The 23,648-nt window shown below is 74.1% G+C and carries 23 protein-coding genes and 2 pseudogenes; 16 read left to right on the top strand and 9 right to left on the bottom strand.

The genetic code is table 11. The annotated features are described in order from the left end of the window. Positions 1-1,974, bottom strand: coding sequence for a SpoIIE family protein phosphatase (locus GKE82_RS09820; protein ID WP_154733155.1), 1,974 nt, complete (start codon positions 1,972-1,974; stop codon positions 1-3). Between the two features lie 116 nt (positions 1,975-2,090). Here GKE82_RS09820 and GKE82_RS09815 point away from each other — a divergent pair, with 116 nt between their 5' ends. From GKE82_RS09815 to GKE82_RS09795, 5 genes and pseudogenes are all read left to right on the top strand, one after another. Beyond that, on the top strand, positions 2,091-2,939 hold the full coding sequence (locus GKE82_RS09815) for a serine protease (protein ID WP_154733154.1): 849 nt from the start codon (positions 2,091-2,093) through the stop codon (positions 2,937-2,939). 59 nt (positions 2,940-2,998) lie between these two features. Beyond that, positions 2,999-4,234, top strand: a complete 1,236-nt coding sequence (locus tag GKE82_RS09810) for an MFS transporter (RefSeq protein WP_154733153.1) — start codon at positions 2,999-3,001, stop codon at positions 4,232-4,234. Continuing rightward, positions 4,185-4,415, top strand: a pseudogene (locus tag GKE82_RS31350) (GntR family transcriptional regulator); the annotation flags it as partial. The gene GKE82_RS09810 and the pseudogene GKE82_RS31350, both read left to right, overlap by 50 nt. 61 nt (positions 4,416-4,476) lie before the next feature. Next, positions 4,477-4,872, top strand: coding sequence for an FCD domain-containing protein (locus GKE82_RS09800; protein WP_154733152.1), 396 nt, complete (start codon positions 4,477-4,479; stop codon positions 4,870-4,872). A gap of 141 nt (positions 4,873-5,013) precedes the next feature. Next, positions 5,014-5,739, top strand: coding sequence for a ferritin-like domain-containing protein (locus GKE82_RS09795; RefSeq protein WP_154733151.1), 726 nt, complete (start codon positions 5,014-5,016; stop codon positions 5,737-5,739). Between the two features lie 66 nt (positions 5,740-5,805). On the opposite strand, the gene GKE82_RS09790 is transcribed toward GKE82_RS09795, so the two are convergent. Beyond that, positions 5,806-6,945 carry an acyl-CoA dehydrogenase family protein gene (locus GKE82_RS09790; protein WP_107566754.1) on the bottom strand — a complete coding sequence of 380 codons (1,140 nt, stop codon included), beginning with the start codon at positions 6,943-6,945 and terminating at the stop codon, positions 5,806-5,808. Between the two features lie 7 nt (positions 6,946-6,952). Beyond that, on the bottom strand, positions 6,953-7,609 hold the full coding sequence (locus GKE82_RS09785) for a TetR/AcrR family transcriptional regulator (protein ID WP_154733150.1): 657 nt from the start codon (positions 7,607-7,609) through the stop codon (positions 6,953-6,955). 195 nt (positions 7,610-7,804) lie between these two features. On the opposite strand from GKE82_RS09785, the gene GKE82_RS09780 reads away from it, so the two are divergent. Continuing rightward, a complete protein-coding gene (locus tag GKE82_RS09780) occupies positions 7,805-8,809 on the top strand; it encodes a hypothetical protein (RefSeq protein WP_107566752.1) in 1,005 nt (334 codons plus the stop codon). Between the two features lie 120 nt (positions 8,810-8,929). Here GKE82_RS09780 and GKE82_RS09775 read toward each other — a convergent pair whose 3' ends face one another. Continuing rightward, positions 8,930-9,175, bottom strand: coding sequence for a hypothetical protein (locus GKE82_RS09775; RefSeq protein ID WP_154733149.1), 246 nt, complete (start codon positions 9,173-9,175; stop codon positions 8,930-8,932). A 24-nt stretch (positions 9,176-9,199) separates the two neighbouring features. Then, a complete protein-coding gene (locus GKE82_RS09770; RefSeq protein WP_309233522.1) occupies positions 9,200-9,784 on the bottom strand; it encodes an N-acetyltransferase family protein in 585 nt (194 codons plus the stop codon). A gap of 21 nt (positions 9,785-9,805) precedes the next feature. On the opposite strand from GKE82_RS09770, the gene rnhA reads away from it, so the two are divergent. From rnhA to GKE82_RS09755, 3 genes are all read left to right on the top strand, one after another. Next, complete coding sequence (gene rnhA, locus GKE82_RS09765) at positions 9,806-10,306, top strand: ribonuclease HI (protein WP_107566749.1); 501 nt, start codon at positions 9,806-9,808, stop codon at positions 10,304-10,306. Continuing rightward, positions 10,303-11,205 (top strand): crotonase/enoyl-CoA hydratase family protein, encoded by a 903-nt coding sequence (locus tag GKE82_RS09760; RefSeq protein WP_154733148.1) that lies wholly within the window; start codon positions 10,303-10,305, stop codon positions 11,203-11,205. The genes rnhA and GKE82_RS09760 overlap by 4 nt, the downstream gene beginning before the upstream one ends. Positions 11,206-11,267: 62 nt before the next feature. Continuing rightward, positions 11,268-11,921, top strand: coding sequence for a hypothetical protein (locus GKE82_RS09755; RefSeq protein WP_154733147.1), 654 nt, complete (start codon positions 11,268-11,270; stop codon positions 11,919-11,921). A 90-nt stretch (positions 11,922-12,011) separates the two neighbouring features. On the opposite strand, the gene GKE82_RS09750 is transcribed toward GKE82_RS09755, so the two are convergent. Next, positions 12,012-12,974 carry a hypothetical protein gene (locus tag GKE82_RS09750; RefSeq protein WP_154733146.1) on the bottom strand — a complete coding sequence of 321 codons (963 nt, stop codon included), beginning with the start codon at positions 12,972-12,974 and terminating at the stop codon, positions 12,012-12,014. A gap of 40 nt (positions 12,975-13,014) precedes the next feature. Between GKE82_RS09750 and GKE82_RS09745 the strand changes: the two genes are divergently transcribed. Genes GKE82_RS09745 through GKE82_RS09735 form a run of 3 tightly spaced genes read left to right on the top strand, consistent with a single transcriptional unit; the run spans position 13,015 to position 16,221 of the window. Further along, positions 13,015-13,395 carry an FKBP-type peptidyl-prolyl cis-trans isomerase gene (locus GKE82_RS09745; RefSeq protein ID WP_107566745.1) on the top strand — a complete coding sequence of 127 codons (381 nt, stop codon included), beginning with the start codon at positions 13,015-13,017 and terminating at the stop codon, positions 13,393-13,395. 4 nt (positions 13,396-13,399) lie between these two features. Next, positions 13,400-14,737 carry a Trk system potassium transporter TrkA gene (gene trkA / locus GKE82_RS09740; RefSeq protein WP_107566744.1) on the top strand — a complete coding sequence of 446 codons (1,338 nt, stop codon included), beginning with the start codon at positions 13,400-13,402 and terminating at the stop codon, positions 14,735-14,737. Further along, the gene (locus tag GKE82_RS09735) at positions 14,734-16,221 is read left to right on the top strand and encodes a TrkH family potassium uptake protein (RefSeq protein WP_154733145.1); all 1,488 of its coding nucleotides are present in this window, start codon (positions 14,734-14,736) and stop codon (positions 16,219-16,221) included. The genes trkA and GKE82_RS09735 overlap by 4 nt, the downstream gene beginning before the upstream one ends. An 8-nt stretch (positions 16,222-16,229) precedes the next feature. Here GKE82_RS09735 and GKE82_RS09730 read toward each other — a convergent pair whose 3' ends face one another. Next, complete coding sequence (locus tag GKE82_RS09730; RefSeq protein ID WP_196189145.1) at positions 16,230-17,939, bottom strand: DUF4157 domain-containing protein; 1,710 nt, start codon at positions 17,937-17,939, stop codon at positions 16,230-16,232. A gap of 166 nt (positions 17,940-18,105) precedes the next feature. Between GKE82_RS09730 and GKE82_RS30665 the strand changes: the two genes are divergently transcribed. Next, positions 18,106-19,983, top strand: a complete 1,878-nt coding sequence (locus GKE82_RS30665) for an ATP-binding protein (protein WP_154733143.1) — start codon at positions 18,106-18,108, stop codon at positions 19,981-19,983. Here the strand turns inward: GKE82_RS30665 and GKE82_RS09720 are convergent. Continuing rightward, positions 19,980-20,342, bottom strand: a complete 363-nt coding sequence (locus GKE82_RS09720) for a hypothetical protein (protein WP_107566742.1) — start codon at positions 20,340-20,342, stop codon at positions 19,980-19,982. The two genes, GKE82_RS30665 and GKE82_RS09720, sit on opposite strands and share 4 nt — an antisense overlap. A gap of 17 nt (positions 20,343-20,359) precedes the next feature. Further along, the gene (locus GKE82_RS09715; RefSeq protein ID WP_107566741.1) at positions 20,360-21,523 is read right to left on the bottom strand and encodes a DUF5938 domain-containing protein; all 1,164 of its coding nucleotides are present in this window, start codon (positions 21,521-21,523) and stop codon (positions 20,360-20,362) included. Positions 21,524-21,684: 161 nt separating this feature from the next. Here GKE82_RS09715 and GKE82_RS09710 point away from each other — a divergent pair, with 161 nt between their 5' ends. The 3 genes and pseudogenes from GKE82_RS09710 to GKE82_RS31345 form a co-directional block, all read left to right on the top strand. Next, positions 21,685-22,122 carry an SRPBCC family protein gene (locus GKE82_RS09710; RefSeq protein WP_107566740.1) on the top strand — a complete coding sequence of 146 codons (438 nt, stop codon included), beginning with the start codon at positions 21,685-21,687 and terminating at the stop codon, positions 22,120-22,122. A 56-nt stretch (positions 22,123-22,178) separates the two neighbouring features. Continuing rightward, positions 22,179-22,472 (top strand): hypothetical protein, encoded by a 294-nt coding sequence (locus tag GKE82_RS09705; RefSeq protein WP_154733142.1) that lies wholly within the window; start codon positions 22,179-22,181, stop codon positions 22,470-22,472. A gap of 108 nt (positions 22,473-22,580) precedes the next feature. Next, positions 22,581-23,558, top strand: a pseudogene (locus tag GKE82_RS31345) (calcium-binding protein); the annotation flags it as partial. Positions 23,559-23,648: the final 90 nt, after the last annotated feature.

Here is a 23,648-nt window from a genome sequence, read left to right as displayed (position 1 = left end):
TCAGTCCCGGACCCGCACGACGAGGATCGCGACATCGTCGCGCAGCACGCCGACGGCGCGGCGGCGCGCGATCGCCTCGACCGCGGTCGCGACCTGCTGGGCGTCCGCGGGCGCCCCGCCGAGCTCGCGCCCCAGCAGTGCGGCCAGCGCCGGCGCGTCCAGCGGCGCGTCGCGGTCCGCCTCGGTGACGCCGTCGGTGGCGACGAGCAGCGCGTCGCCCGGGCCGAGGTCGACGGCGGAGACGGGCCAGTGGGCGCCGGCCAGGACGCCGATGAGCGCCCCGTGCGACGACACGGCCTCGATCGTCCCGTCGGCCCGCAGCACGAGCGGTGAGGGGTGGCCCGCGCACGCCAGCTGCACGTGGGCGTGCCCGCCGGCGTCGACGGGGGAGACGTGCGCGAGGACCGCGGTGAGGAACCGCTCCGGGGTCTCCTCGCGTAGCAGCGCCTGGTTGAGGATGGCCAGGCCGCGGTCGGGGCAGGCCTCGCCCATCGCGGCGGTCGCCCGCAGCGTGTAGCGGGCCATCGCGGTGACCGCGGCGGCGTCGGCGCCCTTGCCGCAGACGTCGCCGACGGCGAGCACCCAACCGCCGTCGGCGGCGGGGAAGAGGTCGTAGAAGTCGCCGCCGACGTCGGTGGCGGCGTCCGCCGAGACGTACCGGGCGGCGGTCTGCATCCCGTCGATCGCGGGCAGGTCGGGCGGCAGCAGGCTCGCCTGGAGCGCGTCGGCGACCTGCTCGCGCTCGCCGTAGAGCAGGGCGTTGTCGATCCACAGCGCGAGACGCTGTGCGATGTCGCCGACGTGCCGGGCGTCGGCTGCCGACGGCTGATGGCGCTCGGCGCGCCAGCCGAGGACCACGGCGCCGACGTGCCGGCCGCGGGCGACGAGCGGGACCGAGCGGGTCGTCGGGCAGTCCTCGGGGCGGGCGGGGCCGCCCGGCACGCTCACCTGGCCGCGGCGCCGGGTACGGCGCCCCTGGCGCTCGACGACGTCGACCGCGACGCTGTCGGCGAGCTGGTCGCGCAGCAGGACGACGACCTCGGCGAGGGTGTCGTCGAGGTGCAGGGAGCGCTCCAGGACACCGCCGAGCCGCGCGAGGAACGAGCTGCGGGCGTGCGCCTCCTCGAGCTGGACGCGCGCGCGTTGCTCGGCGGCCAGCAGCCGCTCGCGCTCCATGTCGGCCTCGCGCCGCTCGTGGATGTCGACGCAGCCGCCGACGTAGCCGCGGAAGGTCCCGTCGCCGTCGACGAGCGGGCGGCAGCGGTCGAGGACCCAGCGGTGGGTGCCGTCGTGGCGACGCATCCGGTACTCCATCTCGAGCTCGACGTGGCTCGCGAACGCCTCGCGGTGGCGACGGACGACCCCGTCGAGGTCGTCCGGGTGGACGATCTCGTGCCAGACCCCGGCGACGTGCTCGTCGAAGCTGCGGCCGGTGAAGGCGCAGAGGCTCTCGTTGACGAAGGTGCAGCGCCCGTCCGGGGCCGCCACCCACAGCAGGACCGGGGCGACGTTCGCCAGGCGCTCGAAGCGCCGCTGCGCCTCGGCGAGCGCGTCGCGGGCGCTGCGCTCCTCGTCGATCAGCCGGGCGACCCCGGCGAGCCGCACGGGCGTGCCCTCGTCGTCGCAGAACACGCGCCCGACGCCGTACATCCAGTGGACGCTGCCGTCCGGCCAGACGGTGCGGAACTCCGTCTCGTACGAGCCGCGGGTTCCCACCGCGTCGCGGATGAGCGCGTCCATGCGCTCGCGGTCGTCGGGGTGGACGCTGCGCAGGTAGTCCTCGTACGTGAGCGGGGCCGCGGTGCCACCGTGCGCGTCCTCGTGCCCCTGGGACCAGCGGATCTCGCCGTCGGGCAGGTCCCACTCCCACCAGCCCATGTTCGCCGCGCGGAGCGCGAGGGACAGGTCCTCGTCGCGCCGGGTGGCGCGTGCGGGTTCGACGGTCGGTGGGGCGGGCGGCGGACGGTCGCGCACGGAACGCTTGACCTTACGCCCTCGATGCCGGGCTGTGTCACCCTGGGGGAGACGGTCGGCAGGGCCGTCGCAGGGTCAGCTCGTCGCGTCGAACCGTCACCGAGCAGGGAGAAGCCATGACCAGGTTGTCCACGTTCCTCGCCGCCGCCACCGTCTGCGCCGGGATCGCCGCGGCCCCCGCCGCCGCTGCGCCCGCCTGGGCGCCCGCGGCGTCGGCGACCGTCACGCCCGGGGTGCAGACGTTCACCGCCGGATCGCAGTGCACCGCGAACTTCGTCTTCACCGACGCGTCGGGCGGCGTCTACCTCGGCCAGGCCGCGCACTGCGCGGGGACCGGGGAGGCGACGGACACGAACGGCTGCGAGGCGAAGTCGCTGCCGCTGGGGACCGCGGTCACGGTCCGCGGGGCGTCACGGCCCGGCACGCTCGTCTACAGCTCGTGGCTGACGATGCAGGGGCGGGGCGAGCGGGACGACGACACCTGCCAGTACAACGACTTCGCGCTCGTGAAGCTCGACCGGGCCGACCACGGGCGCGTCAACCCGTCGATCCCGCACTGGGGCGGCCCGACGGCGCCCTCGTCGTCCGGCACGCGGCTGCTCGACACCGTCTACAGCTACGGCAACTCGTCGCTGCGCGGCGGGCTGAAGCTGCTGAGCCCGAAGCGTGGGGTGAGCCTCGGCGCCAACGGCGGCGGCTGGAACCACCCGGTCTACACGCTGACGCCGGGCATCCCCGGGGATTCGGGCAGCGCGTTCCTGGACCGCTCCGGCCGCGCGCTCGGCGTGCTGAGCACGCTGTCGATCGCGCCGGTGCCGCTCAGCAACGGGGTCAGCGACGTGGCCCGGGCGGTCCGCTACGCGAACGCCAACGGGGGTGTGGCGGTGACGCTCGCGACCGGGACCGAGCGCTTCCGCGCGAACGCGCTGCCGCTGGGTGTGCGCTTGGGGCTGCTCGACCTGTAGACGCGCCGGCCGGCAGCGATTGTTGGACAATCATGCGGCGGGGCTGCTAGCCTCGCCGCGTGCCCTCGATTGTTGAACAATCTTCTCGTCGCGCGCCGTTGCGGATCTGGACCGGCGCGGCCGTCGTGTACGGCATCGCGGCGTTCGCCGCCGCGCTCGACGGCGGCCGCGCGCCCGACGACCCCGCCTGGTCGGTCGTCCCCTTCTGTGCCGCGTTCGCCGTCGCCTTCCTCCCCTGGGGCGCCTGGGCCGACCGTCACGGCGCGCCCGCCGCGATGCGCGCCTCGACGCTGCTGCTGCTCGTCGGCGGCGTCGTGCTGCTGCTGCCGCTCGGGGACGGCGGCTGGCTCGTCGGCCGGGCGCTCGAGGGTCTGGCCGCGGCCGGCTTCCCGCCCGCCGCGCAGGCCGCCCTCGCGCGGCTCGGCGGTCCGGGGCGCGCCGGCCGGTCGATCGGCGGCATGAGCGTCGCCGTCGCGGTGGGCACGCTGCTCCTCCCGCTGCTCGCCGGACTCGCGGAGGGGCCGCTCGGCACGACCGCGACGCTCGCGCTCGGCGCACTCGGCCTTCCGCTGGTCGGCCTCGCCGCCGTCGCCACGCTGACCGTCGCGCCGGTCCCCGCGGCGGCGCCCACCGGCGGTCCTGCCGTCCCGGGCCGCGCGCCCGCCGCGGCGCTGCGGCCGACCTCCGGGCTCCTCTCCGCCTACGCCTGCGCGTTCCTCGTCCTCATCGCCTACTGGACCGTCGTGACCCGCGCCGCCCCGCTGCTCGGTCCCGACGGGGCCGGTCTCTCCGAGAGCGGCGCCCGCGCGGTCCCGCTGGTCGGGGGCCTGCTCGGCATGGTGCTCACCGGGGTCGTCGCCGGCGTCGCCGACCGCCGTGGGCCGCGCGGTCCGATGGTCGCCGTCCTCGCCGTCGGGATCGCCGGGCTGGCCGTGGCCGCGTCGACGGGGGCACCCGGCGCGGCGGTCCTGGGCGTCGCCGGCTTCTCGCTGGCCTACTGGTGCTACTTGACCCTCGTCGGCCTCCAGGTCGTGCGCAGCGCCCCGGCGGCCGTGCACGGCCGGGCGCTCGGCGGCCTCTACACGTCGATGTGGACCGGCGCCGCCGTCGGCGGTGCCGTCGCCGCCACCGGCGCCGCGTGGACCGTGGTGCTCGGGCTGTGCGCCGGGGCCTGGACGCTCGCGGCGCTCGTCGCCGCCCGCTGGTTCCTCGCCGCGGCGCCGAGGCCCGCCGTCCCGCCGCGGGATGCGGCACCATCGGCGGTCGATGCCCGCCTCGCGACCAGCTCCCGCTGACCCGACCGCCGGCGCGGTCGCCGAGGTCGTGGCGGCGCTGCGCGCCCGCATCCTCGACGGCGCGCTGGCCCCCGGCGACCGCCTCGTCGAACGCGTGCTCGTCGACGAGTTCGACTGCGCGCGCCACACCGCCCGCATGGCGCTGCGCACGCTCCAGGACGAGGGGCTCGTCTCCGTCGAGCGCAACCGGGGGGGCCGCGGTCGCGGCGCTCGACGTCGAGCGGCTGCGCGGGCTCTTCGAGGTGCGGGCCGCGCTCGAGCTCGAGTCCGCCCACCGGATGCTCGAGCGGCACGACGGTCGGGTCGCGGCCCCGGTGCACGCGGCGGTCGCCCGGCTCGACGCGGTGTGCGCGGCCCGTCGACCGGCGTGGCGCCGGGTGGTCGAGGCGCACGAGGGGGTGCACGAGGCGCTCGTGCACGCGGGGGAGAGCCGCCGCATCGCCGAGGCGTACGCGCGCCTGTCGGGCGAGATCCGGCTGTTCGTGATCGCGCTGCGCCCGCTGTGGACGCCCGCGACGATGGCGCAGCACCACCGCGAGCTGCTCGACGCGCTCGAGTCCGACGGTCCGGCGGCGCTGCGGCGTCACCTGCGCGAGGGCGAGGGCAGCGTGCGCGCGGCCCTCATGGCCGACGGCTGACGCGTCGCCTTCCGGAGCATCGCGATGCACCGGATTACGACCACCGTCGCAGTTCGTGGCACCGGTCCGCTCGCCGAGCGTCCGCACGCCGAGCTGGCCCGCGGAGGCATCCGCTCGCGGCGGTCGGGCAGAACACTCAACATGTTCCCCAAGCGCAGCAACGGGTCCGACCCGTCCCACATCACGCTCGAGACCGTCGACGTCGACGGCGCCATCCGCGAGACGGCCGAGGCCGCCGGCATCGACCGCGCGACCTTCCTGCGCCGCGGCGCGGTCGGCGGTGGCACGTTCGTCGCCGGCAGCGTCCTGTTCAGCGGCTTCGCCCATCCGGCGCTCGCCGCGATCTCCACGAAGCGCCCGTCGAAGGCCAACGACGTGAAGATCCTGAACTACGCGCTGACCCTCGAGTACCTCGAGAACGAGTTCTACCTCGCGGCCCTGCAGAACAAGCCGTTCGCCAACGACCAGATCGGCAAGTTCGCGACGATCACGCAGCTGCACGAGGCCGCGCACGTCAAGCAGCTGCGCGCCGTCCTCGGCTCGAAGGCCATCAAGAAGCCGACCTTCGACTTCGGCGACACCGTCACCGATCCCGCGAAGTTCCAGGCGACCGCGCAGGCGCTCGAGGACACGGGCGTCTCCGCCTACGCCGGCCAGGGCCCGAACGTCGCCCAGCGCGCCGTCGTCCAGGCCGCGCTCGCGATCCACTCCGTCGAGGCCCGCCACGCCGCGTGGATCCGCTTCCTCAACCACGGCGCAAACCCGAGCACGGCCACGAAGGACCTGCCGGCGCCGGCGTCGTTCGACGCGCCCAAGAGCGAGAAGAGCGTCCTGAAGATCGTCGGGGACACCGGCTTCATCAAGTAGCCGCCCCACCCCGCGGATTGGACCCGCCCGGAGGGCCCGGCCAGGACGGCCGGGCCCTTCGTGGTCCTAGAGCCCGTAGGTCTTGCCGATGATCTCGCGCTGCACCTCGGAGGTGCCGCCGAGGATCGTCATCACGAGGCTGCGCCGGACGTGCAGCTCCATGTCGTACTCGGTCGCGTAGCCATAGCCGCCCATCATCTGCATGCCCTCGAGGGTCACCGCCTTGGCGACCTCGGTGCACTTGAGCTTGGCCATCGACGCCTCGCGCGGGAACATCGCCCCGGGGTTCGCGTCGACCTGCTGGGCCACGTCGTAGGTCAGCAGCCGGCAGCACTCGAGCTCGGTCGCGAGGTCCGCGATCCGGTGGCGCAGGGCCTGGAAGCTGCCGATCGGCCGGCCGAACTGCTCGCGCTCCTTGACGTAGGCGAGGAGGTCGTCGAACGCGCGCTCGGCCATGCCGAGGGCGAGCGCGGCGATGATCAGGCGCTCGACGTTGAGGCCCGACATCAGCTGCATCCAGCCGTTGCCCTCCTGGCCCAGGACGTTCTCGACCGGGACGCGCACGTCGGTGAAGAAGACGTCGTTGACGACCTCGCCGCCCATCGTCTCGATCCGCCGGATGTCGACGCCGGGGGCGTCGGCGGGGACCTCGATCATCGAGATGCCCTCGTGCTTGGCGCCTGAGCCGTCCGTGCGGCAGACGAGCAGGATGTGCTCGGACAGGTGCGCCTCGCTGATCCAGGTCTTCTGGCCGTTGATGACGTACTCGTCGCCCTCGCGGACCGCCTTGCACTTCAGCGAGCCGACGTCGGAGCCCGACTCGGGCTCGCTCATCGCGATCGCCTCGAGCGTGCCGGTGGCGATGCCGCCGAGGATGCGGTCCTTCTGCTCCGGGGTGCCGAACCGCTCGTAGGTGCCGGCGACGATCATCGTCACGCCGAAGCCGCCGATCGGGGCCATGCCGCGCGCCGTCTCCTCGAGGAACAGGCAGAGGTCGACGAGCCCGCCGCCGGAGCCGCCGTGCTCCTCCGGGATCGCGACGCCGAGCCAGCCGAGGTCGGCCATCTTCTTGTAGATCTCGGCGTTGTGCGGGTGCTGGCGGCTGTCGAGCGCGTCGCGCTGCTCGCGGGTGCCGCACTCGCGCGCGCAGAAGTCGCGGATCGCCGCGACGAAGTCCTGCTGCTCGTTGGTCAGCGTGATGGCCATGAGGGTGTCAGGCTCCTTCGGGGTCGGTGAGGGGGGTGGCGATCGCCGGGATCACGTCCTCGAGGAGGGCGAGCATCGTCCGGACGATCAGGGTGTGGGTCTGCTCGCGCGAGAGGCGGCCGCGGACGAGCCACTCGCGGGTCGCGGACTCGGCGAGGGCGATGTGGCTGCGGATCGCGGCGCGCGCCGGGGCCACGACGTCATGGGGGGCGTCGGGGTGGCGCGCGGCGAGGATCTCGATCCAGCGGTCGACGATGCCCTCGCGGGCCTCCTCGAGGATGCGCTCGATCTCGGGATCGGGGCCCAGTCCCTCGGCGCCGACGGCGGCGAACCAGGTCTCGCGGTTGCGGCTGACCATCGTGAGCCAGCCATGGATCGTCGCGTCGAGGATGTCGGGGATCGGGCGCTGCCGGACGTCGTCGCCGGGGAGCGGCGGCGGCAGGCGGACCATCGTGCGGACGACCTCGGCGTAGAGGTCGCGCTTGGTGCCGAAGTAGTGGTGCAGCAGGCCGCGGGCGACGCCGGCCTCGGCGGCGATCTCGGTGGTCGAGACGGCGCTGTAGTGGCGATCGCGGAAGAGGCGCCGGGCACAGGCCAGGATCTGCTCGCGACGCTCGTCGTGCTCGAGGCGCGTCCAGCGGGGGGTGGAGGACGGCGAGCCCATCGCGGGGACCGTAGCAGCCTTGTTGGCACCCTGCCAAGAGCTTGTTGGCGCCCTGCCAGGAGCGGGCGCGATGCCGCCCGCGGCCTCCGGATGCAGCGGCGCGGTGCCGTTTCTGCGACGTCATGGCGCAACTTTGGCGCGCGCCGGGCATTCCGGGACGTGGACCCAGCAAACTCACGAAGGGTTGTCTGTCTCATGACGAAGTTCGACCAGCACGCGTTCGACGACGCGTGGAACGAGGAGTACGCGGGCGGCGAGCAGGACGCCACCCCGCGCAAGCGCCGCTTCGGCCTCGGCCGCGGCGCCCGGACCCGCAACGTGGTCGCGGCCACCGCGGTCGCCGCGATCGGCATCACCGGCGTCGTCGACGCCGCCACCGGCGGCAACCTCCGCGAGGGCGTGCGCAACGGCACGACCACGCAGGAGACCCAGATCATCTCCAACATCAACTCGAGCACCGGCCTCACCGGCGGCTACTCGACCCGGCAGTCGAACCTGTCGAGCACCGGTGGTGGCGCCGTCTACGGCTGCCGGTCCACCGAGGGCGGCAGCGCCGCGTCGCCGCCGAAGAACCCGTGCGTGCGCGCGAACAACCTCTCGACCGGCTTCGCCTTCGAGTTCAACGCGACCAACGGCACGACCGTCGGCACGATCAACGCCGGCTCCGGCGGGGACACGAAGAAGCCGTTCACCACGAACGCGACCGGCGTCGCCACCGGCCTCAACGCCGACCGCGTCGACGGTGCCAACGCCGCCGACATCGTCGCCGCCTCCCGCGCCAAGGCCGGCCTCGACGCCGACACCGTCGACGGCGTCGACTCGGCGGGCCTGAAGACCCGCTGGGCGCTGATCAACGAGCAGGGCGAGATCGAGTCGCAGTCCGGCGGCTTCTCCGTCGTCACCGCCTACCCGGGCGGCGGGAACCCCGCGGGCAACCAGAACGTGTACGTCAACACCGGTGCGGACGCCCGCAGCCGCGGTCTGACCGGCACGATCGCGATCCAGAACACCAACCAGGGTGGCGTCGCCAGCAACTTCGGCGGCGAGCTGTCGATCGGCGCCTGCGGCCTGGCCTCGATCAACTGCGCCCCGGACAACACCGAGAACAACGACACGATCGTGATCTCGCCGCGCAACAGCGACGGCACCGTGACCGCCGCGGGCGCCCGCAAGCGGTTCTACCTCCAGATCACCGAGTAGCACCCGCTCCATCCGTCGCAACGCGAACGGCCCCCGGACGCCTCAGCGCGCCGGGGGCCGTCGTGCGTCCACAGGGACGCGGCCGTGGGGCAGGGGGACCAGCCGCTGCCCCGCCGGGAGTCAGGCCGCGTCGCGGTGCCCGGAGACCTCGCCGGGTCTGGGCACCACCACCGCCGACCGCACCGTCGGGTCCAGGCGGACGTCGACGATGCCGTCAGCAGTCACCACGGTCGCGTGCCACGTGCGACCGTCGGCGAGTTGGACGAGCCCGACGACGGTGCCGCCGCCGGCCGCCTGCGCGGCGGTCTCGGCGAGCGTCTCGCGGTGCTCGAGGGGGAGGGGCTGGACGGGGGAGAGGGAGAGCATGGGCCGGATCCTCCACCCCGAACCTCAAGGCGACGTATCCGCCACCTCAGAGTTTCCTGAGGGCCCGGGGAGTCGCTGCGGGCCGAGCGGCTCGGCGGGCGCGGCGGTCCGTGGGGCGTCCGGTCGCAGGTCGAGCTGCAGCCACAGGACGTCCCGCCAGGCGCCGTGCTTGTAGCCGACCCCGGCGTAGGTCCCGACCGGGCGGAAGCCGAACGCCTCGTGCAGCCCGACGCTCGCCGCGTTCGGCAGCGCGATCCCCGCGTGGACCCGGTACAGGCCCTGGCGGCGCAGCAGCGACAGGAGCCCGGTGTACAGCTCCCGCCCGACCCCCTGGCGGTGGACGGCGGCGTCGAGGTACACGCTCACGTCGCACGACCAGCGGTACGCGGCGCGCTCCCGGTGCGCGGCGGCGTAGGCGAAGCCCACGACCCCGCGCCCGCGCTCGGCGACGAGGAACGCGTGCGAGGCCGCGCACGTGCGGATCCGCGCCGCCATCGTCCCGGCGTCCGGGGCGGTCAGCTCGAACGAGGCGACGCCGTCCTCGACGTACGGGCGGTAGATCGCCGCGCACGCGGCGCCGTCGCGGCCGGGATCGGCGTGGCGGAGCACCCGCCCATTATGGTCCGCGCGATGCCTGCTCCCCGACGCCGTGCCGCGAAGCTCCCCGGGACCATGCCCGAGCCCCAGGAGGGCGAGGTCCTGATCTGGACCGACGGGGCCTGCCAGGGCAACCCGGGACCCGGCGGATGGGCGGCGCTCGTCGTCTGGCCCGACGGGGAGGTCGAGGAGCACAGCGGCGGCCTCGCCCACACCACGAACAACATCATGGAGATGAGCGCGGCGCTCGAGGGCCTGCGGTCGCTGCCGCCGGGCTCGCGAGCGTGCGTCGTCACCGACTCCCGCTACCTGCTGGACGGGATCACCTCGTGGATCCACGGCTGGAAGCGCAAGGGCTGGAAGACGGCCGGCGGGGCGCCCGTGAAGAACAAGGAGCTGTGGGAGGCGCTCGACGCGGAGGTCGGGCGTCACGAGCAGGTGCGCTGGCACTGGGTCAAGGGCCACGTCGGCACCGAGCTCAACGAGCGCGCCGACCAGCTCGCCGTCGCCGCAGCGGAGGCCGCGGTGCGATGAGCGCCTACGAGACGATCCTCTACGCGGTCGACCCGCAGACCCGCGTCGCGACCGTCTCGCTCAACCGGCCGGAGCGGCTCAACACGATCGTCCCGCCGATGCCCGACGAGGTCCAGGACGCGGTCACCCGCGCCTCGCACGACCCCGACGTGAAGGTGCTCGTCGTCCGCGGGATCGGCCGCTCGTTCTGCGCCGGCTACGACTTCGGCGGCGGCTTCCACCACTGGGACGAGCAGATCACCACCGACGGCGCCTGGGACCCCGGCAAGGACCTCGCGTTCGCGACGAGCCAGCTGCACGCCCCGACGCAGAAGTTCATGAGCGTCTGGCGCACCCCGAAGCCCGTGATCGTCCAGGTCCACGGCTGGTGCGTCGGCGGCGGCAGCGACTTCGCGCTCTGCGGCGACCTCGTCATCGCCAGCGAGGACGCGCGGATCGGGACCCCGTACTCGCGCATGTGGGGTGCCGCGCTCAGCGGCATGTGGATCTACCGCCTCGGGCTCGCGAAGGCCAAGGAGCACGCGCTGCTCGGCCGCGCCCTGTCGGGCCGCGAGGCCGCCGACGCCGGGCTGGTCAACGAGGCGGTCCCGTTCGCCGAGCTCGAGGCGACGGTCGCCCGGCGCGCCGCGCAGCTCGCGTCGATCCCGTCCTCGCAGCTGGCCGCGCAGAAGCTCGTGGTCAACCACGCCTACGAGCAGATGGGGCTCGCCTCGACGCAGACGCTGGGCCCGATCCTCGACGGGCTGATGCGCAACACCCCGGACGCGCGCCGCTTCGTCGCGCTCGCGCAGGAGGAGGGGGTCGGCGCGGTCGTGCAGGAGCGCGACGGGGCGTTCGGCGACTACTCCCAGGCGCCGCCGTCGGAGCAGCCCGACCCCGGGAACGTCATCGAGCCGTAGTCCGGCGCACCATCGAACCGCGACGAGGGTTGCCGTGCGCCCGTGGGGGGTAGACGGTGGTCGTGCCCGAGCAGCCGACCACCCAGGCCTCCCCGCCGGCCGCCGACGGCGACGCCGCCACGGCGCCGACCGCCGGGACGCCGCGGGCACGACGGGTCGGCAACGCGCTGCTCCTCACCCTGATCGTCGGCCTGCTCGTCGCGACCTGGGCCAGCGTCGCCGGTGCCCTGGACCTCGGCGCCGGCTCCGGCGCGGGCGCCGCGAGCGGGGAGCTCGCGAAGGACGCGCGCAGCATGGACGCCGCGATGGACCTGCTCGACGGCGCGCGGTCGGTCACGGACCTGCGCGCCGCCGGCCGGATGGTCGGTGACCTGCGCCTGGGGATCGACGACCAGCGCCGCGCGCTCGCCGGCAACGACGACCAGCGCGTCGCGGACATCGCGCTGCGCACGCACCGCGAGATCGCGTCGGTCCTCGACGGCTGGGCGGTGCTCGAGAAGCTCGAGGACGGCGACCTCGCCGCGTGGGCCCGGCGCGAGGCGCCCGGGGTCCTGCGCGCCACCAACCGCCTGCGCGACGGGCTCGTCGCGAAGGCCCAGGACGCGGTCGCCGACGACGGCCTCGACATCGACCACGCGCGCGCCCGCGCCGTGACGCTCAAGGTCGCGCGGTACCTCGTGAAGACGGCCGACGCCGAGCGCGCGCGCGAGGTCTGAGGCGCGGCACGCCGCGCCATCCTCGGCCCCGGTGACCGGGCCCGCGGCTTCGAGCGGATCCGCCGCCGAGGGGCCGCGCGCGGCCCGCGGTCAGCGCGGCGGCTCGTAGATCCGGAAGGTCGCGCCCGCGCCCTCCGGGAGCGTGACGGCCGCGCGGCCCTCGCGCAGCAGCGCGAGCGTCTCGCCCTGCCCCTCGACCGAGAGGTCCGCCGGCGCGCGGCACGTCGCGGCCCGCGCGAGCGTCGCGGTCAGCGGCTCGTCGCCGCGGCGCCGCCAGACCGCCAGCGTGCCGTAGGACCGCAGGGCGACGAGCCGACCGTCCGGGGAGACGTCACCGGCGGTGACGATGCCCAGGTCGACGCGGCGGCGGTCCTGCAGCGCCACCGTCGACCCCGGGGCGGCGAGCGCCGACTGCGGCCCGCCCCGGTAGACGCGCGCACCTAGCGCCCGCTTCGTCACCACGACCAGCTCGTCCCGGACCGGGTCGACGAGCAGCGCCTCGGCGTCCTGCGGCCCGTCGGGGTAGCGCAGCGTGAGCGCCGCCGCCGGGGCGCTGCCGGGGATCGCGCCCGCGGGCGGCGTCGGCACCCGGTAGACCTGCACGCCGTCGGACCGGACCGCGCCGTTGTCGCCGATGTCACCGACGTACAGCGACGGCACGCCGTCCGGTCCCGGGCCGGCGGCGAGGTCCTCCCAGTCGACGTTCGCCGCGCCGGTGAGGGCCATCGTCCCGAACGGGACGCCGTCCCCGGAGAGCGCGAACAGGGAGGCGGGGCCGCCGGAGTCCTCGACGGCCCAGTAGCGGGTGCCGCGGTACACGAGGCCGCTGACCTCGTCGAGGGCGGCGTCGACGAGCGTGCCCATCTCGATCCCGCGCGTGGCCCGGCACAGCGCCGGGCGCGCAGGCGGGCGCGGGGTCGCGGTCGCGGTTGGGGCGGGGGTGGCGGTCGCCGAGGCGGCCGGGGCCGACGCCGCCGGGGGCGCGACGGGCGCGTCGGAGCCGCCGCACCCGGCGAGCAGCAGCAGGACGGCGAGGAGGGCGGGACGGTGCACCGCAGGGAGTATCGCGCGCGACCCGGTAGCGTCCCGGCGCATGTCATCCAGCGAGAAGCCCGTCGTCGAGGTCCCGGTCGGGACCGACCCGTCCTACCAGCTCGAGCTCGAGGACCTGGTCGTCGGCGACGGCGACGAGGCCGTCGCCGGGAAGGTCGTCGAGGTCCACTACGTCGGCGTGTCCTGGAGCACCGGCCGCCAGTTCGACGCGTCCTGGGACCGCGGCGACACGTTCAAGTTCCCGCTCGGTCGCGGCCAGGTCATCCAGGGCTGGGACCAGGGCGTCGCCGGCATGAAGGTCGGGGGCCGCCGCCGCATCACGATCCCGCCGATGCTCGCCTACGGCAAGCGCGGCGCCGGCGGGGTGATCGGGCCGGACGAGACGCTCGTCTTCGTCGTCGACCTGATCGGCGTCCGCTGATCCCGTGAAGGTCATCGTCGTCGGGCTGGGGGAGGTCGGGCTGCACGTCGCCCGCACCCTCAGCGCCGAGCGCCACGCCGTCACCGTCGTCGAGCAGGACCCCGGCCGGGCCGAGGCCCTGCAGTCCGAGCTCGACGCGCTCGTGGTGCTCGGCAACGGCGCCTCCCCACGCTTCCTCAAGGAGGTCGGGGCCGACGACGCCGACCTCGTCGTCGCGGTCACCGCCAGCGACGAGAGCAACGTCATCACCGCGCTCGCGGCCCACCAGCTCGGGGCCGGAAAGACCGTCGCGCGCGTCCGTGACCCCGACTACTTCGGGGAGGACGAGGGCTTCGCGCGCGACGTGCTCGGGATCGACTTCGTCATCCACCCGGAGCGCGCGACCGCCGAGGACCTCGCGGAGGCGATCCTGCTCCCCGGCGCCGTGCACGTCGAGCACTTCGGCAACGGCCGCGTCGCCGTCGCGGAGTGCGTCGTCAGCGACCGCTCGCCGCTCATCGGCCGCGCGATCCGCGAGCGCCGCGCCGCCCTCCCGCACCAGATCGTCGGGCTGATCCGCGACACCCGCGTCGTCGCCGCCGAGCCGGGCCTGCGCCCGCGCGCCGGCGACCACATCATCGTCGCCGCGGCGCGCGAGGACATCGGCTCCGTGGTCAGCCACATCGCCGGGCACACCCGGCAGGTCCGGGACGTCGTGATCTTCGGCGGCGGCCGCATCGGGCTGCCGCTCGCCAAGCGCCTGGAGGCGACCGGCAAGTTCGACGTGACGGTCATGGAGAGCGAGATCGAGCGCGCGCGCGAGGTCGCCGAGGTGCTGCGGCGGGCGACCGTCCTGCACGAGGAGGGCATCGGCAAGGACGCGCTGCTCGCCCACGGCGTCGACCAGGCCGGCGCGTTCGTCGCCGCGGCGGGCGACGACCGCGCGAACCTCCTCGCGGCGCTGAACGCCAAGCAGCTCGGCGCCGGCCTCAGCCTCGCGGTCGTCTCGCGCGAGGAGTACACGCCGCTCGTCGACGCGCTCCACATCGACGCCGGGTTCTCCCCGCGCCTCGTCACCGCCGAGGCGATCCTGCGGGTGGTGCGCGGCGACAACGTCGAGGCGATCCACCTGCTGCTCGGCGGCGGCGAGCTGACCGACGTCACCGTCGACGCGGGCTGCAAGGCGGACGGCAAGTCGATCAAGGCCGCGGAGTCGCTCGCCACCACGCGCGTCGCCGCGGTCGTGCGCCGCGACCGGGTCCTCTTCCCCGCCGACTGCGAGGCCGTCCAGGCCGGGGACCGCGTCATCACCTTCAACGCGCGGCGCGGCACCAGCGCGATCGCCGCCGCGTTCGACGCGTGAGCGGTCCGGTGCTGCGCGTCGGACCCGGGTTCAACTGGGGACTGATCCTGCCGGTCGTCTCCGGCGTGCTCGGGGCGCTCGCGCTCGGCATGCTCGTCTGCGCGCTGCACGCGGTCGCGCACGACGACGGGACCACGAGCTCGTTCCTGGTGCCCGCCGCCGTGCTGCTGCCGCTCGCCGGGCTCGGCTTCCTCGCGGCGCGCCGGACCCGGACCGTGCCGCTGCGCGCCCGCGACGGCTTCCTCGCCGTGACGCTCGCGTGGCTCGCCGCCGGCGCGGCGGGCGCGGCGCCGTTCCTGCTCGAGGGCACGCTCCCGCGGCTCGTCGACGGCCTCTTCGAGAGCATGGCCGGGTTCACCACCACCGGCTCCACCCTCGTCGACGTCGAGGCCGCCCCCGAGTCGATCCTGCTGTGGCGCAGCCTCTCCCAGTGGCTCGGCGGCGTCGGCATCGTCGTGCTCGTCGTCGCGATCGCGCCCGCCGCCGGTCTCGCGACCCAGCGGATCTTCCACGCCGAGACCTCCGGCGTCACCGCGGAGCGGCTCACCCCGCGGATCGCGGACACCGCGAAGATCATCTGCGGCATCTACGGCGGGCTGACGCTCGTCGGGTTCGGGGCCTACTGGGCCGCCGGGATGGGCCCGTTCGACGCGATCAACCACATCCTCACGACGATCTCCTCCGGGGGGTTCTCGACCCGCAGCGCGTCGATCGGCGCGTTCGACAGCGTCGCCGTCGAGCTCGTCGCGATCGTCTTCATGATCGCCTCCGGGATCAACTTCGCGTTCTACTGGCGGGCGCTGCGCGGCGACAGCCTGTGGCCGCAGGCCGCCGAGGTCCGCGGGTTCCTGCTGATCCTGCTCGGCAGCACCGCGGCGGTCACCGCGTCGCTCGTGCTCGCCGACCAGTACGACGGCGTCTGGGACGGACTGCGCGCCGCCGCGTTCACCGTCGCGTCGGTCGGGTCGGGCACCGGCTTCCTCACCGACGACTTCGACCTCTGGCCCGACTACGCCCGCTCGCACCTGCTGCTGCTGATGTTCATCGGCGGCTGCGCGGGCTCGACCTCCGGCGGCATCAAGGTCGTCCGCGCGATGCTGCTGGGCAAGACCGTCGGGCAGGAGCTCACGCGCCAGTTGCGCCCGCGCGCCGTGCAGGTGCTGCGCACGCGCGGCAAGGTGTTCAGCGAGGAGGTCCGGCGGGCCGTCCTGGGCTTCACCGTCGTGTACTTCCTCGTCGCGATCGCCGGGACGTTCGCGATGCTCGTCGCCGGACTCGACCTGCTCAGCGCGGCCACGAGCGCCGCCGCGTGCCTCGCGCTGCTGGGGACCGGGCTCGGGGACGTCGGGGCGACCGAGAACTTCCAGGCGATCCCCGAGGGCGCCCGCGTCGTCCTCATGTTCCTCATGCTCGCCGGCCGCCTCGAGGTGCTGACCGTGCTCGTCCTGCTCACCCCGGCGTTCTGGCGGCGCAACGTCGCCTGAGCCGGAGCCTACGACGGGGACAGCCGACGACGGCCGACCCGCGACGGGACCGCGGGCGGCCGCGGGAGCGCGGGCGCGGGAGACGTCGGCCGGCCCGCAGCGCGCCGCCTGGCGGGCATGACGACGGTCGGACGCTCTGCGGTCCCGCCCTGGCGGGGCCGCTTCCGCAGGATGTTGCGCTGCAGGATCCGGACGCGCTCCTCGGCCTCCGCCCGCTTCCGGAGCGCCTCCGGGTCCATCCGCTCGCGCTGCATCGCGACCGCGCGGCGGAGGTAGTTGGCGTGGTCCCGATCCTGGGCCTTGGCCAAGCTGTCGCCGTCGGCGAGCGCTCGGCGGTACGTCTCCTCGCCCCACTCGTGGGAGCCAACCAGGCCTCCGGACGCCTCCAGGCCCCGCAGGTGCTCCTGGAGCAGCGTGAAGCGCTTGCGCAGCGACTCGAGCTCCCGGTCCGTGAGCCGGAGGCTGCTCGCGACGCCGGCCCCACCGTCGTCGGCGTCGAGTGTCTTCAGGATCGCCGTCTGGAGCTCGGTCCACGAGAGCGAGAGGATTCTGGCGGCGACGTCGCGATCGGCGAGGCGCGGGACGGTGACGACCTTGTCGAACGGCGAGTGCCGTAGCTCGTCGTCGAGCTGGTCGAACCCCTTGTCGTTGTCGATTCCCCGAACCGTCCCGGACCCGTCGACGAGGATGTTGCCGCCGTGCCGGTCGCTCTCCGCGGTGAGCGCGTCGAGCAGCTGCAGATTCCACAGCCCGCGCTGGGTCTCAGGGAGCTTCAGGTTGATGTCCGACGCGACGTTGTCGATCCGATAGGCCTGACCGTCCTTGAGCGTGTAGCCCTCGGTGTCCACCCCCTCGTCGGGATCTCTCAGCGCCTTCAGGACCGCCGGCGGCGCCTCGACCGGACTCAGACGCGACTGGACGAGCGGCACCCCCGCGACCGTCGGCGAGACCGTCCCGAGCTGCCCGCCGTGGGTGGCGAGCTGCTCAGACGGCAGCACGTCCAGGCCGAGGATCTCGGACAGCCGGCTCGCGACCGTCGCGGAGGCAGCGAGCTTGCGGCGTTGCCCATCGCTCCCCGTCAGCGGCTTGAAGTATCCGTCCCGCGTTCCCGAGGTTCCGATGGTCGACTTGTACGAGACCTTGAACGTCGGGTTCGCGCTGTACCCCGAGTTGGCGAGGCGCTCCCCCGCGAGGTCCGCGTCGGTGAAGCCCCCGTGGCGGCCGCCCGTGGCCAGCTTCGCGCGTCGCCGGGCGATGAGCTTCTCCATCCACTCCGGGAGGAACTGGACCTCGCCTCCGGGCGAGGCGCCGACGGTCGCCACGCGGCCCTCGACCGCCGCCGCAGACGCCGCGTGGGCCTCGGCCTCGGCCGCTCCGCCCGCCGCCCCGATCGTGGCGGTGGGCGGGGCCATCGCGTTGCGGTTCTGCAGCACGTGCGCGGTCTCGTGAGCGACGGTCGCGAGACTCGGCGACCGGTCGGCGAAGACCACGGTGTCGCCGACCGTCGCCGCGGCTGCGCCGTGGGCCTGGAGCGTCGAACCGGCACCGACCCGCGCGCTCACGCCGTCGAGCGACTGTCCGAAGGACGACTCGAGCCGCGACTGGAAGGGCAGCGTCGCGCTGGGGTGGCCAGCGCCGGAGACCTGCGCCGCCAGCGCGCTGCTCGGCCGCGTCACCGCGCGAGGTGGGCGCCGCTGATGACCTGCCGACTCGGGCATGCGTCGATCCTGCAGCCACCGGCCGGCAACTGCAGGCCTTTGCGGGCAGGCTTTTTGGGCACGGCTCGACTTCCCGTCCGGCGGCTGGGAGTCTGAGCGCGCATGGGGGGGACGACCCGACGCTTCGGAGTCCGACGTCGCGCGAGGAGCGCTCGTCCTGCGTGCCGTGGCGGATCTCCTGCACGCGGCGGTCGCCGAGCTCGAGGACGCACCGCAGCCCGCCGCGTTCCCCCTCGCGTACGTCGAGCAGGCGCTCACCGTCACGACCGACGAGGGGCAGCTGGGCATCTACGAGCGCATCGGCGTCATGCTCGACCTCCTCGAGCTGGACGAGCTCGACGCGGCCATCCTCGTGGGAGTGCTGCTCCCCGAGTTGCATCCCTTGTTCGTCCAGCAGATCGCGTGGTTCTCGAGCGACGCCGGAACTCGGCCGACGCCGCGTCTGCTCGCCCGCCTGCTGGCGACGGGACCGCTGCGCGATGCGGACGTGCTGCTACGCCTCGACCGCCACGGGCGACTGCAGGACCTTGGTGCAGTGCGGCTTGTCGGGACAGGGCCGCTGGCCGACCGACCGCTCGAGCCCGCCTCGCCGATCGTGGCCTGGCTGCTCGGGAGCGATCTCCGCGCAGGCGGGCCGACCGTGCGGCGGATCGACCCACCGAGCTATGCGATCGGCCGTGAGGCCGCGCAGGCGGCCATGACGGCGGCGATCCGCCGCGGAACCCCGTGCTGGTCGATCGTCGGCGGCCACGACGCCCCGTTCGTCCTCGCGGCAGCCCTTGGCGGGGTGCTCGTGACCCAGATGGCCGACGTCGTCGAGCAGCCGGCCTGGTCGGAGTTCCTGCTCACGGCGCGGCTGGAACAGCGGATCCCGGTGGTCGGCGAGCAGGAAGGCCGGGAGATTGACGCCGTTGACACCGAGCGCCTCCGGTCGCCCCCGACCTGCGTGGTGCTCTGGGCATCTCGCTTCCGATCGTTGCCCTCGGGGCTTCGGGCGACAGCGGATCCGATCCTCGTCCCGTCTGCAACCCCGGCCGAGCGTGCCGCGTGCCTCGAGACGCTGATCGGGAAGACCGACGAGCTGCAGCGGGTCTCGCTCGAGCTCTCGGTGATCGCGGAGGCGGTCGAGGAGGCGCGAGGGGTCGGCGGCGAGGTGGACCGCGGCGCGCTCGGTCGCCAGCTGCGCCGCGAGACGCACGCCCAGCTGCAGGAGATCGCCCACATGCTGGAACCGGGCCCGGGGTGGAGCGACCTGGTCCTCGCGCCCGGGCAGACCGAGGCGCTCGAACTCGTGGACGCGTTCCTGCGCTTCGGTGCGGAGGTCCGCGAGCGGTGGGGCCTGGGCGACGTGGCCGGACGGGACGGACTCGTCGTGCTGTTCGCCGGCGAGTCCGGGACGGGAAAGACGATGTCCGCGCGCGTCGTCGCCAGTGGGGCGGATCTGCCGCTCTTCCGCGTCGACCTCTCGACGCTGTTCAGCAAGTGGGTCGGGGAGACCGAGAAGAACCTCGATCGGATCTTCGACGCAGCCGACGCGTCGCAGGCGGTGCTGTTCTTCGACGAGGGCGATGTCGTGTTCGGACGACGGACGGCCTCCGACGACGCCCAGTCGCGCTACACGAACCTCGCGACGGCGCACCTGCTCCAGCGGATCGAGCACTTCCGCGGCGTCGTCATCATCGCCACCAACCTGCGGAGCAACATCGACTCGGCGTTCCTGCGCCGGGTCGACGTGCTCATCGACTTCCCGCCTCCCAACTCGGAGAGCCGCCAGGAGCTCTGGGAGCGGCTGCTGCCGACGGCTCTCCCGCGCGGCGAGGCGCTGGATGTCGAGTTTCTGGCGCGGTCCTTCGACCTCACTGGAGGGGGGATCCGCAACGCGATCATGGCGGGCGCCCTGTCCGCGGCCGCCGACGGCGAGGCGGTCTCGACTGCGCACCTGGTCCGCGGCGTGGCCAACGAGTACACGAAGCTCGGCCGGCTGATCGTCGAGGCGGACTTCGGTCCGTACACGCGATCGCTGCGCCGCGCCGGGCGCGCCTAGATCCCGTCGTACAGGAGGACCGACTCGACGCGGCGCAGCAGCGCGAGCAGCTCCTCCTCCTGGGCCTTCTTGCCGAACAGGCGCAGCCCGATCGCGCCCATCGCGCCCGAGCTCTCCCACGACTTCGACACCGTCAGGGTGGTGCCCGACCCCTCCGGCCCCGGCTCGATGCCGAAGACCAGGCCGTTGCCGTACGCGACCAGCGTGTACGGCTCGGCCCGCGTGACGTCCTGGAAGGGCGCGAAGCGGTCGCGCCACTGGGTCTGCTGGTCGGCGTCCGCCAGCAGCTCGTAGACGTCCCACGGCGTCACCGGGATGTCCAGCGACGCCGTGAAGCTGCGCGAGTGCTCCTTGCCCACGGGGGCAGTATGCCCGCCTACAGGACCCCGTAGGAGTTCGCGGGCGCCACGGTGGCGACCGGCGCGACGTGCCCGGAGATCGACGGCGGCGCCATCAGGCCGAACGCGGTCAGGCAGGCGAGCAGCTCGCGGTGACCGAACGCCTGGCAGGCGGACGCGAACCCGGCGCGGCGGGTCGAGCCGTGGATCAGGCAGTGCGCGACGTACGCCTGCAGCAGACCGGTCTGCTTGTAGTTGCAGGTGCCGTTGAGCACGACGTGCACGCGGCCCGACGGCCCCGACGCGTGGACCGAGTCCAGCGAGATGTTGACCCGCTGGTTCTCGCGCGGCGGCATCTCCGACTGGGTCTGGGCGGCGACCTGCGCCAGGAACGCCTTCGCCTCGTCCGGGCTCATCTCGGCCGCCTGCGCGGCGACCTGGCCGGCGCCCTCGATGACGCCCTTCATCCGCTCGCGGTCGAACAGGCCGCCGAGCGCCTTGACGTTCGCGACGCGCGGGTCGCGCTTGAACCACACCGGGTGGGCGGTGCCGCCCCACTCCAGCGCCAGCGCGAGCTCGTGCTGGCCGGGCACGACGACCTCGTGCGGCTCGACCGTCCACGGCTGGTACTGGTTCTGCTCGAGGTAGTGGCGGGGGGAGAGCAGGTTCTCGAAGATCGTCGCGGTCGACGCGACGGTCGGGAAGCCCTTCCACAGTACGAGGATGTCGAGCGTGTCGAGACCCGGCGTCTCGAGCGCGATGTTCGCCGCGATCTCGCCGGTCGTGTACATCTGCGCCACGCCCGGGGCGATCAGCAGGCCCTTCTCCGCGAACTTCGGACCCCACTGCTCGTCGCAGACGATCATCCAGTCCTGCTCGCCGTTGGTGTCCGAGTAGTGGCAGCCGGCGGCCAGCGACGCCTCGACGGCCTCGGGTCCGAGCTTCATGAACGGGCCGACCATGTTCAGGACGACCTTCGCGCCGGTGAACAGGTCGGTCAGCGCCTCGACGGTGTGGTCGACGGCGGCGACCTCGTAGTCGGCGGTCTCGATGCCGGGGATGACCTTCATCGCCTCCTCGACGCGGCCGGCGTCACGGCCGGCGGCGACGAACGGGATGTGGTACTCGCGCAGGTACTCGCAGACCAGGCGGCCGGTGTAGCCGCTGGCGCCGTAGACGACGACGGGCTTGGTGGTGGGCATCGCGGGGAACGTCTCCTCATCGTTTTCCGGTGGACGGTCGCGAGCCTACGGCCGGGTCCGGGGTCGCCCTGCGTGGGGTCCCCACAAACCGGACGGCGGGGATCGGTGGGAGCGGGACGAGCACGCGTTCCCCGCCTCGGCGCCCGGGTAGCCAGGAGGTCATGGCCTCCTACACCGCCTCCGTGACGTCCGACCGCCCGCCCGAGGAGGTGTTCCGCTACCTCGCCGACTTCCGGACCGTGCAGGAGTGGGATCCGTCGATCACGGCGTCCACGCACACCGGCGGCGGGCCGCCCGCGACGGTCGGGAGCCGCTACCGCGTCGTCACCCACGTCGCCGGGCACGACACCGAGCTCGACTACGAGACGGTCGAGAGCGTCGCGCCCTCGCGGATCGTCCTGCGCGGGGAGAACGAGTCCGCGGTGTCGGTCGACACGATCACGATCGAGGCCGAGACCGACGGCGGCTGCACCGTCACCTACGAGGCCGACGTCACCCTCAAGGGCGTGCGCAAGCTTGCCGACCCGGTGATGGGACGGGTCCTCGAGCGCCTCGGGCACGACGCGCGTGACGGCCTGGCGGAGAAGCTCCGCCGCTGACGGCCGCGCGCCCCGACCGCCGAGTAGGCGCGACGGCGACCGGGTAGCCCCGGGGCATGAGCAGCCCCAAGACCCTGATCAAGCGCAAGGCGGCCAAGGCGGTCGTCGCGCACACCGCCCACGGCACCGTCTCCAAGGTCCGGCGCCAGCCCGCCCGCGCGACGAGCCTGCTCGGCGCGGGCGCGCTGCTCGGCGCCGTCGTCGGGTACCTCCTCGGCCGTCGCGGTGCGGGCGCGCCCGCGGTGCCGCACCCGGCCGCTTCGGCCGTCGCGCCCGCCGCGGCGCCGGTCGCGCCGCCCGCCGGGCCCGCCGTCACGCCGGTCGGCTCGGCGCCCGCCGCGGGCGCCTGAGCGCGCTCCGCGGCCCGGAGGTCGCCCGACCGCCGATCGGGCGAACTTCCGGGAAGACCGTGCCCGCGCGGGCCACGCGGCCGCGCTGCGCACCTACCGTCCGCGAGGATGGCGCGATCGATCTCGCTGCGCAGGCGCGCATGGGTGGCGCTCGGCGCGGCCGGGATGGTCGGCGTGCTCGGCGTGCCCGCCCCCGCCTCGGCCGCCACGACGTTCTCGTGCGCGGGCGGCGCGGCGATCGTCACGCTCGACGGCGCCAACTTCGAGCAGATCGACGTCCGCAACCTCTCGCTGCAGGTCGGGGCGACGAGCATCGGCTGCCCGGTCCCGCCGACGAGCCTCACGGTCACCGGTTCGAACCTCGACCAGTTCGAGCAGGTCAGCGTGCGCGCCGAGACCACCGCCCCGGGGCTCGACATCTCGATCGACCTCGGCAACGGCGACGCCCAGGCGGTCCTCGTCGAGGGTCCCGCCGACCTCGGCACCGTCAACGTCCGCAGCACCGCGCGGGTCCAGAACCTCGTGGACCTCGACTCGGTCGCGTCGCTCGAGCGCCTCGAGGTGGCCCTCGCGAGCACCGCACCCGGCGGGAGCGACCGCCTCCAGACGCCGCCCGCCCCGGGCACCTTCGCGGCCGGCGGCGATCGCGGCATCATCGAGCTCGTCGGGACCGTGCCCGTCAGCGCGACCTACGCCGGGCCCGTCGGCTCCGGGACGATGACCACGGCCGGTGGCGTCCTGACCTTCGCCGGCCTCGACGAGATCCTCGGCACGGAGGGGGACGACACGTTCCTCGGCGGCGACGGCCCGCAGCGCTTCTTCGGCCGCGGTGGGAACGACGTCCTCGGCGGCGGCCTCGGGACCGACGTGCTGGACGGGGGCGCCGGGACCGACACGGTCACGTACGTCGGCCGGACCGAGGCGATCAGCGCCAGCCTCGACAACACCGCCAACGACGGGGCGGTCGGGGAGGACGACGCGCTCACGGCGATCGAGAACCTGACCGGCGGCAGCGGCGACGACGTCCTCACCGGCAACGGCAACGTCAACGCGCTCGACGGCGGCCCGGGGGACGACGTGATCGTCGGCCTGGACGGCGTCGACACGCTCGCCGGCGGGACCGGCACCGACACCGTCTCCTACGCGGCGGAGAACGCCCCGCTGGGGATCGACCTC

This window comes from Conexibacter sp. W3-3-2 (assembly GCF_009707605.1).
GTDB lineage: Bacteria > Actinomycetota > Thermoleophilia > Solirubrobacterales > Solirubrobacteraceae > Paraconexibacter > Paraconexibacter algicola.
Note: the sequence above shows the minus strand (reverse complement) of the source record. Positions and strands in the feature narration are given on the sequence as shown.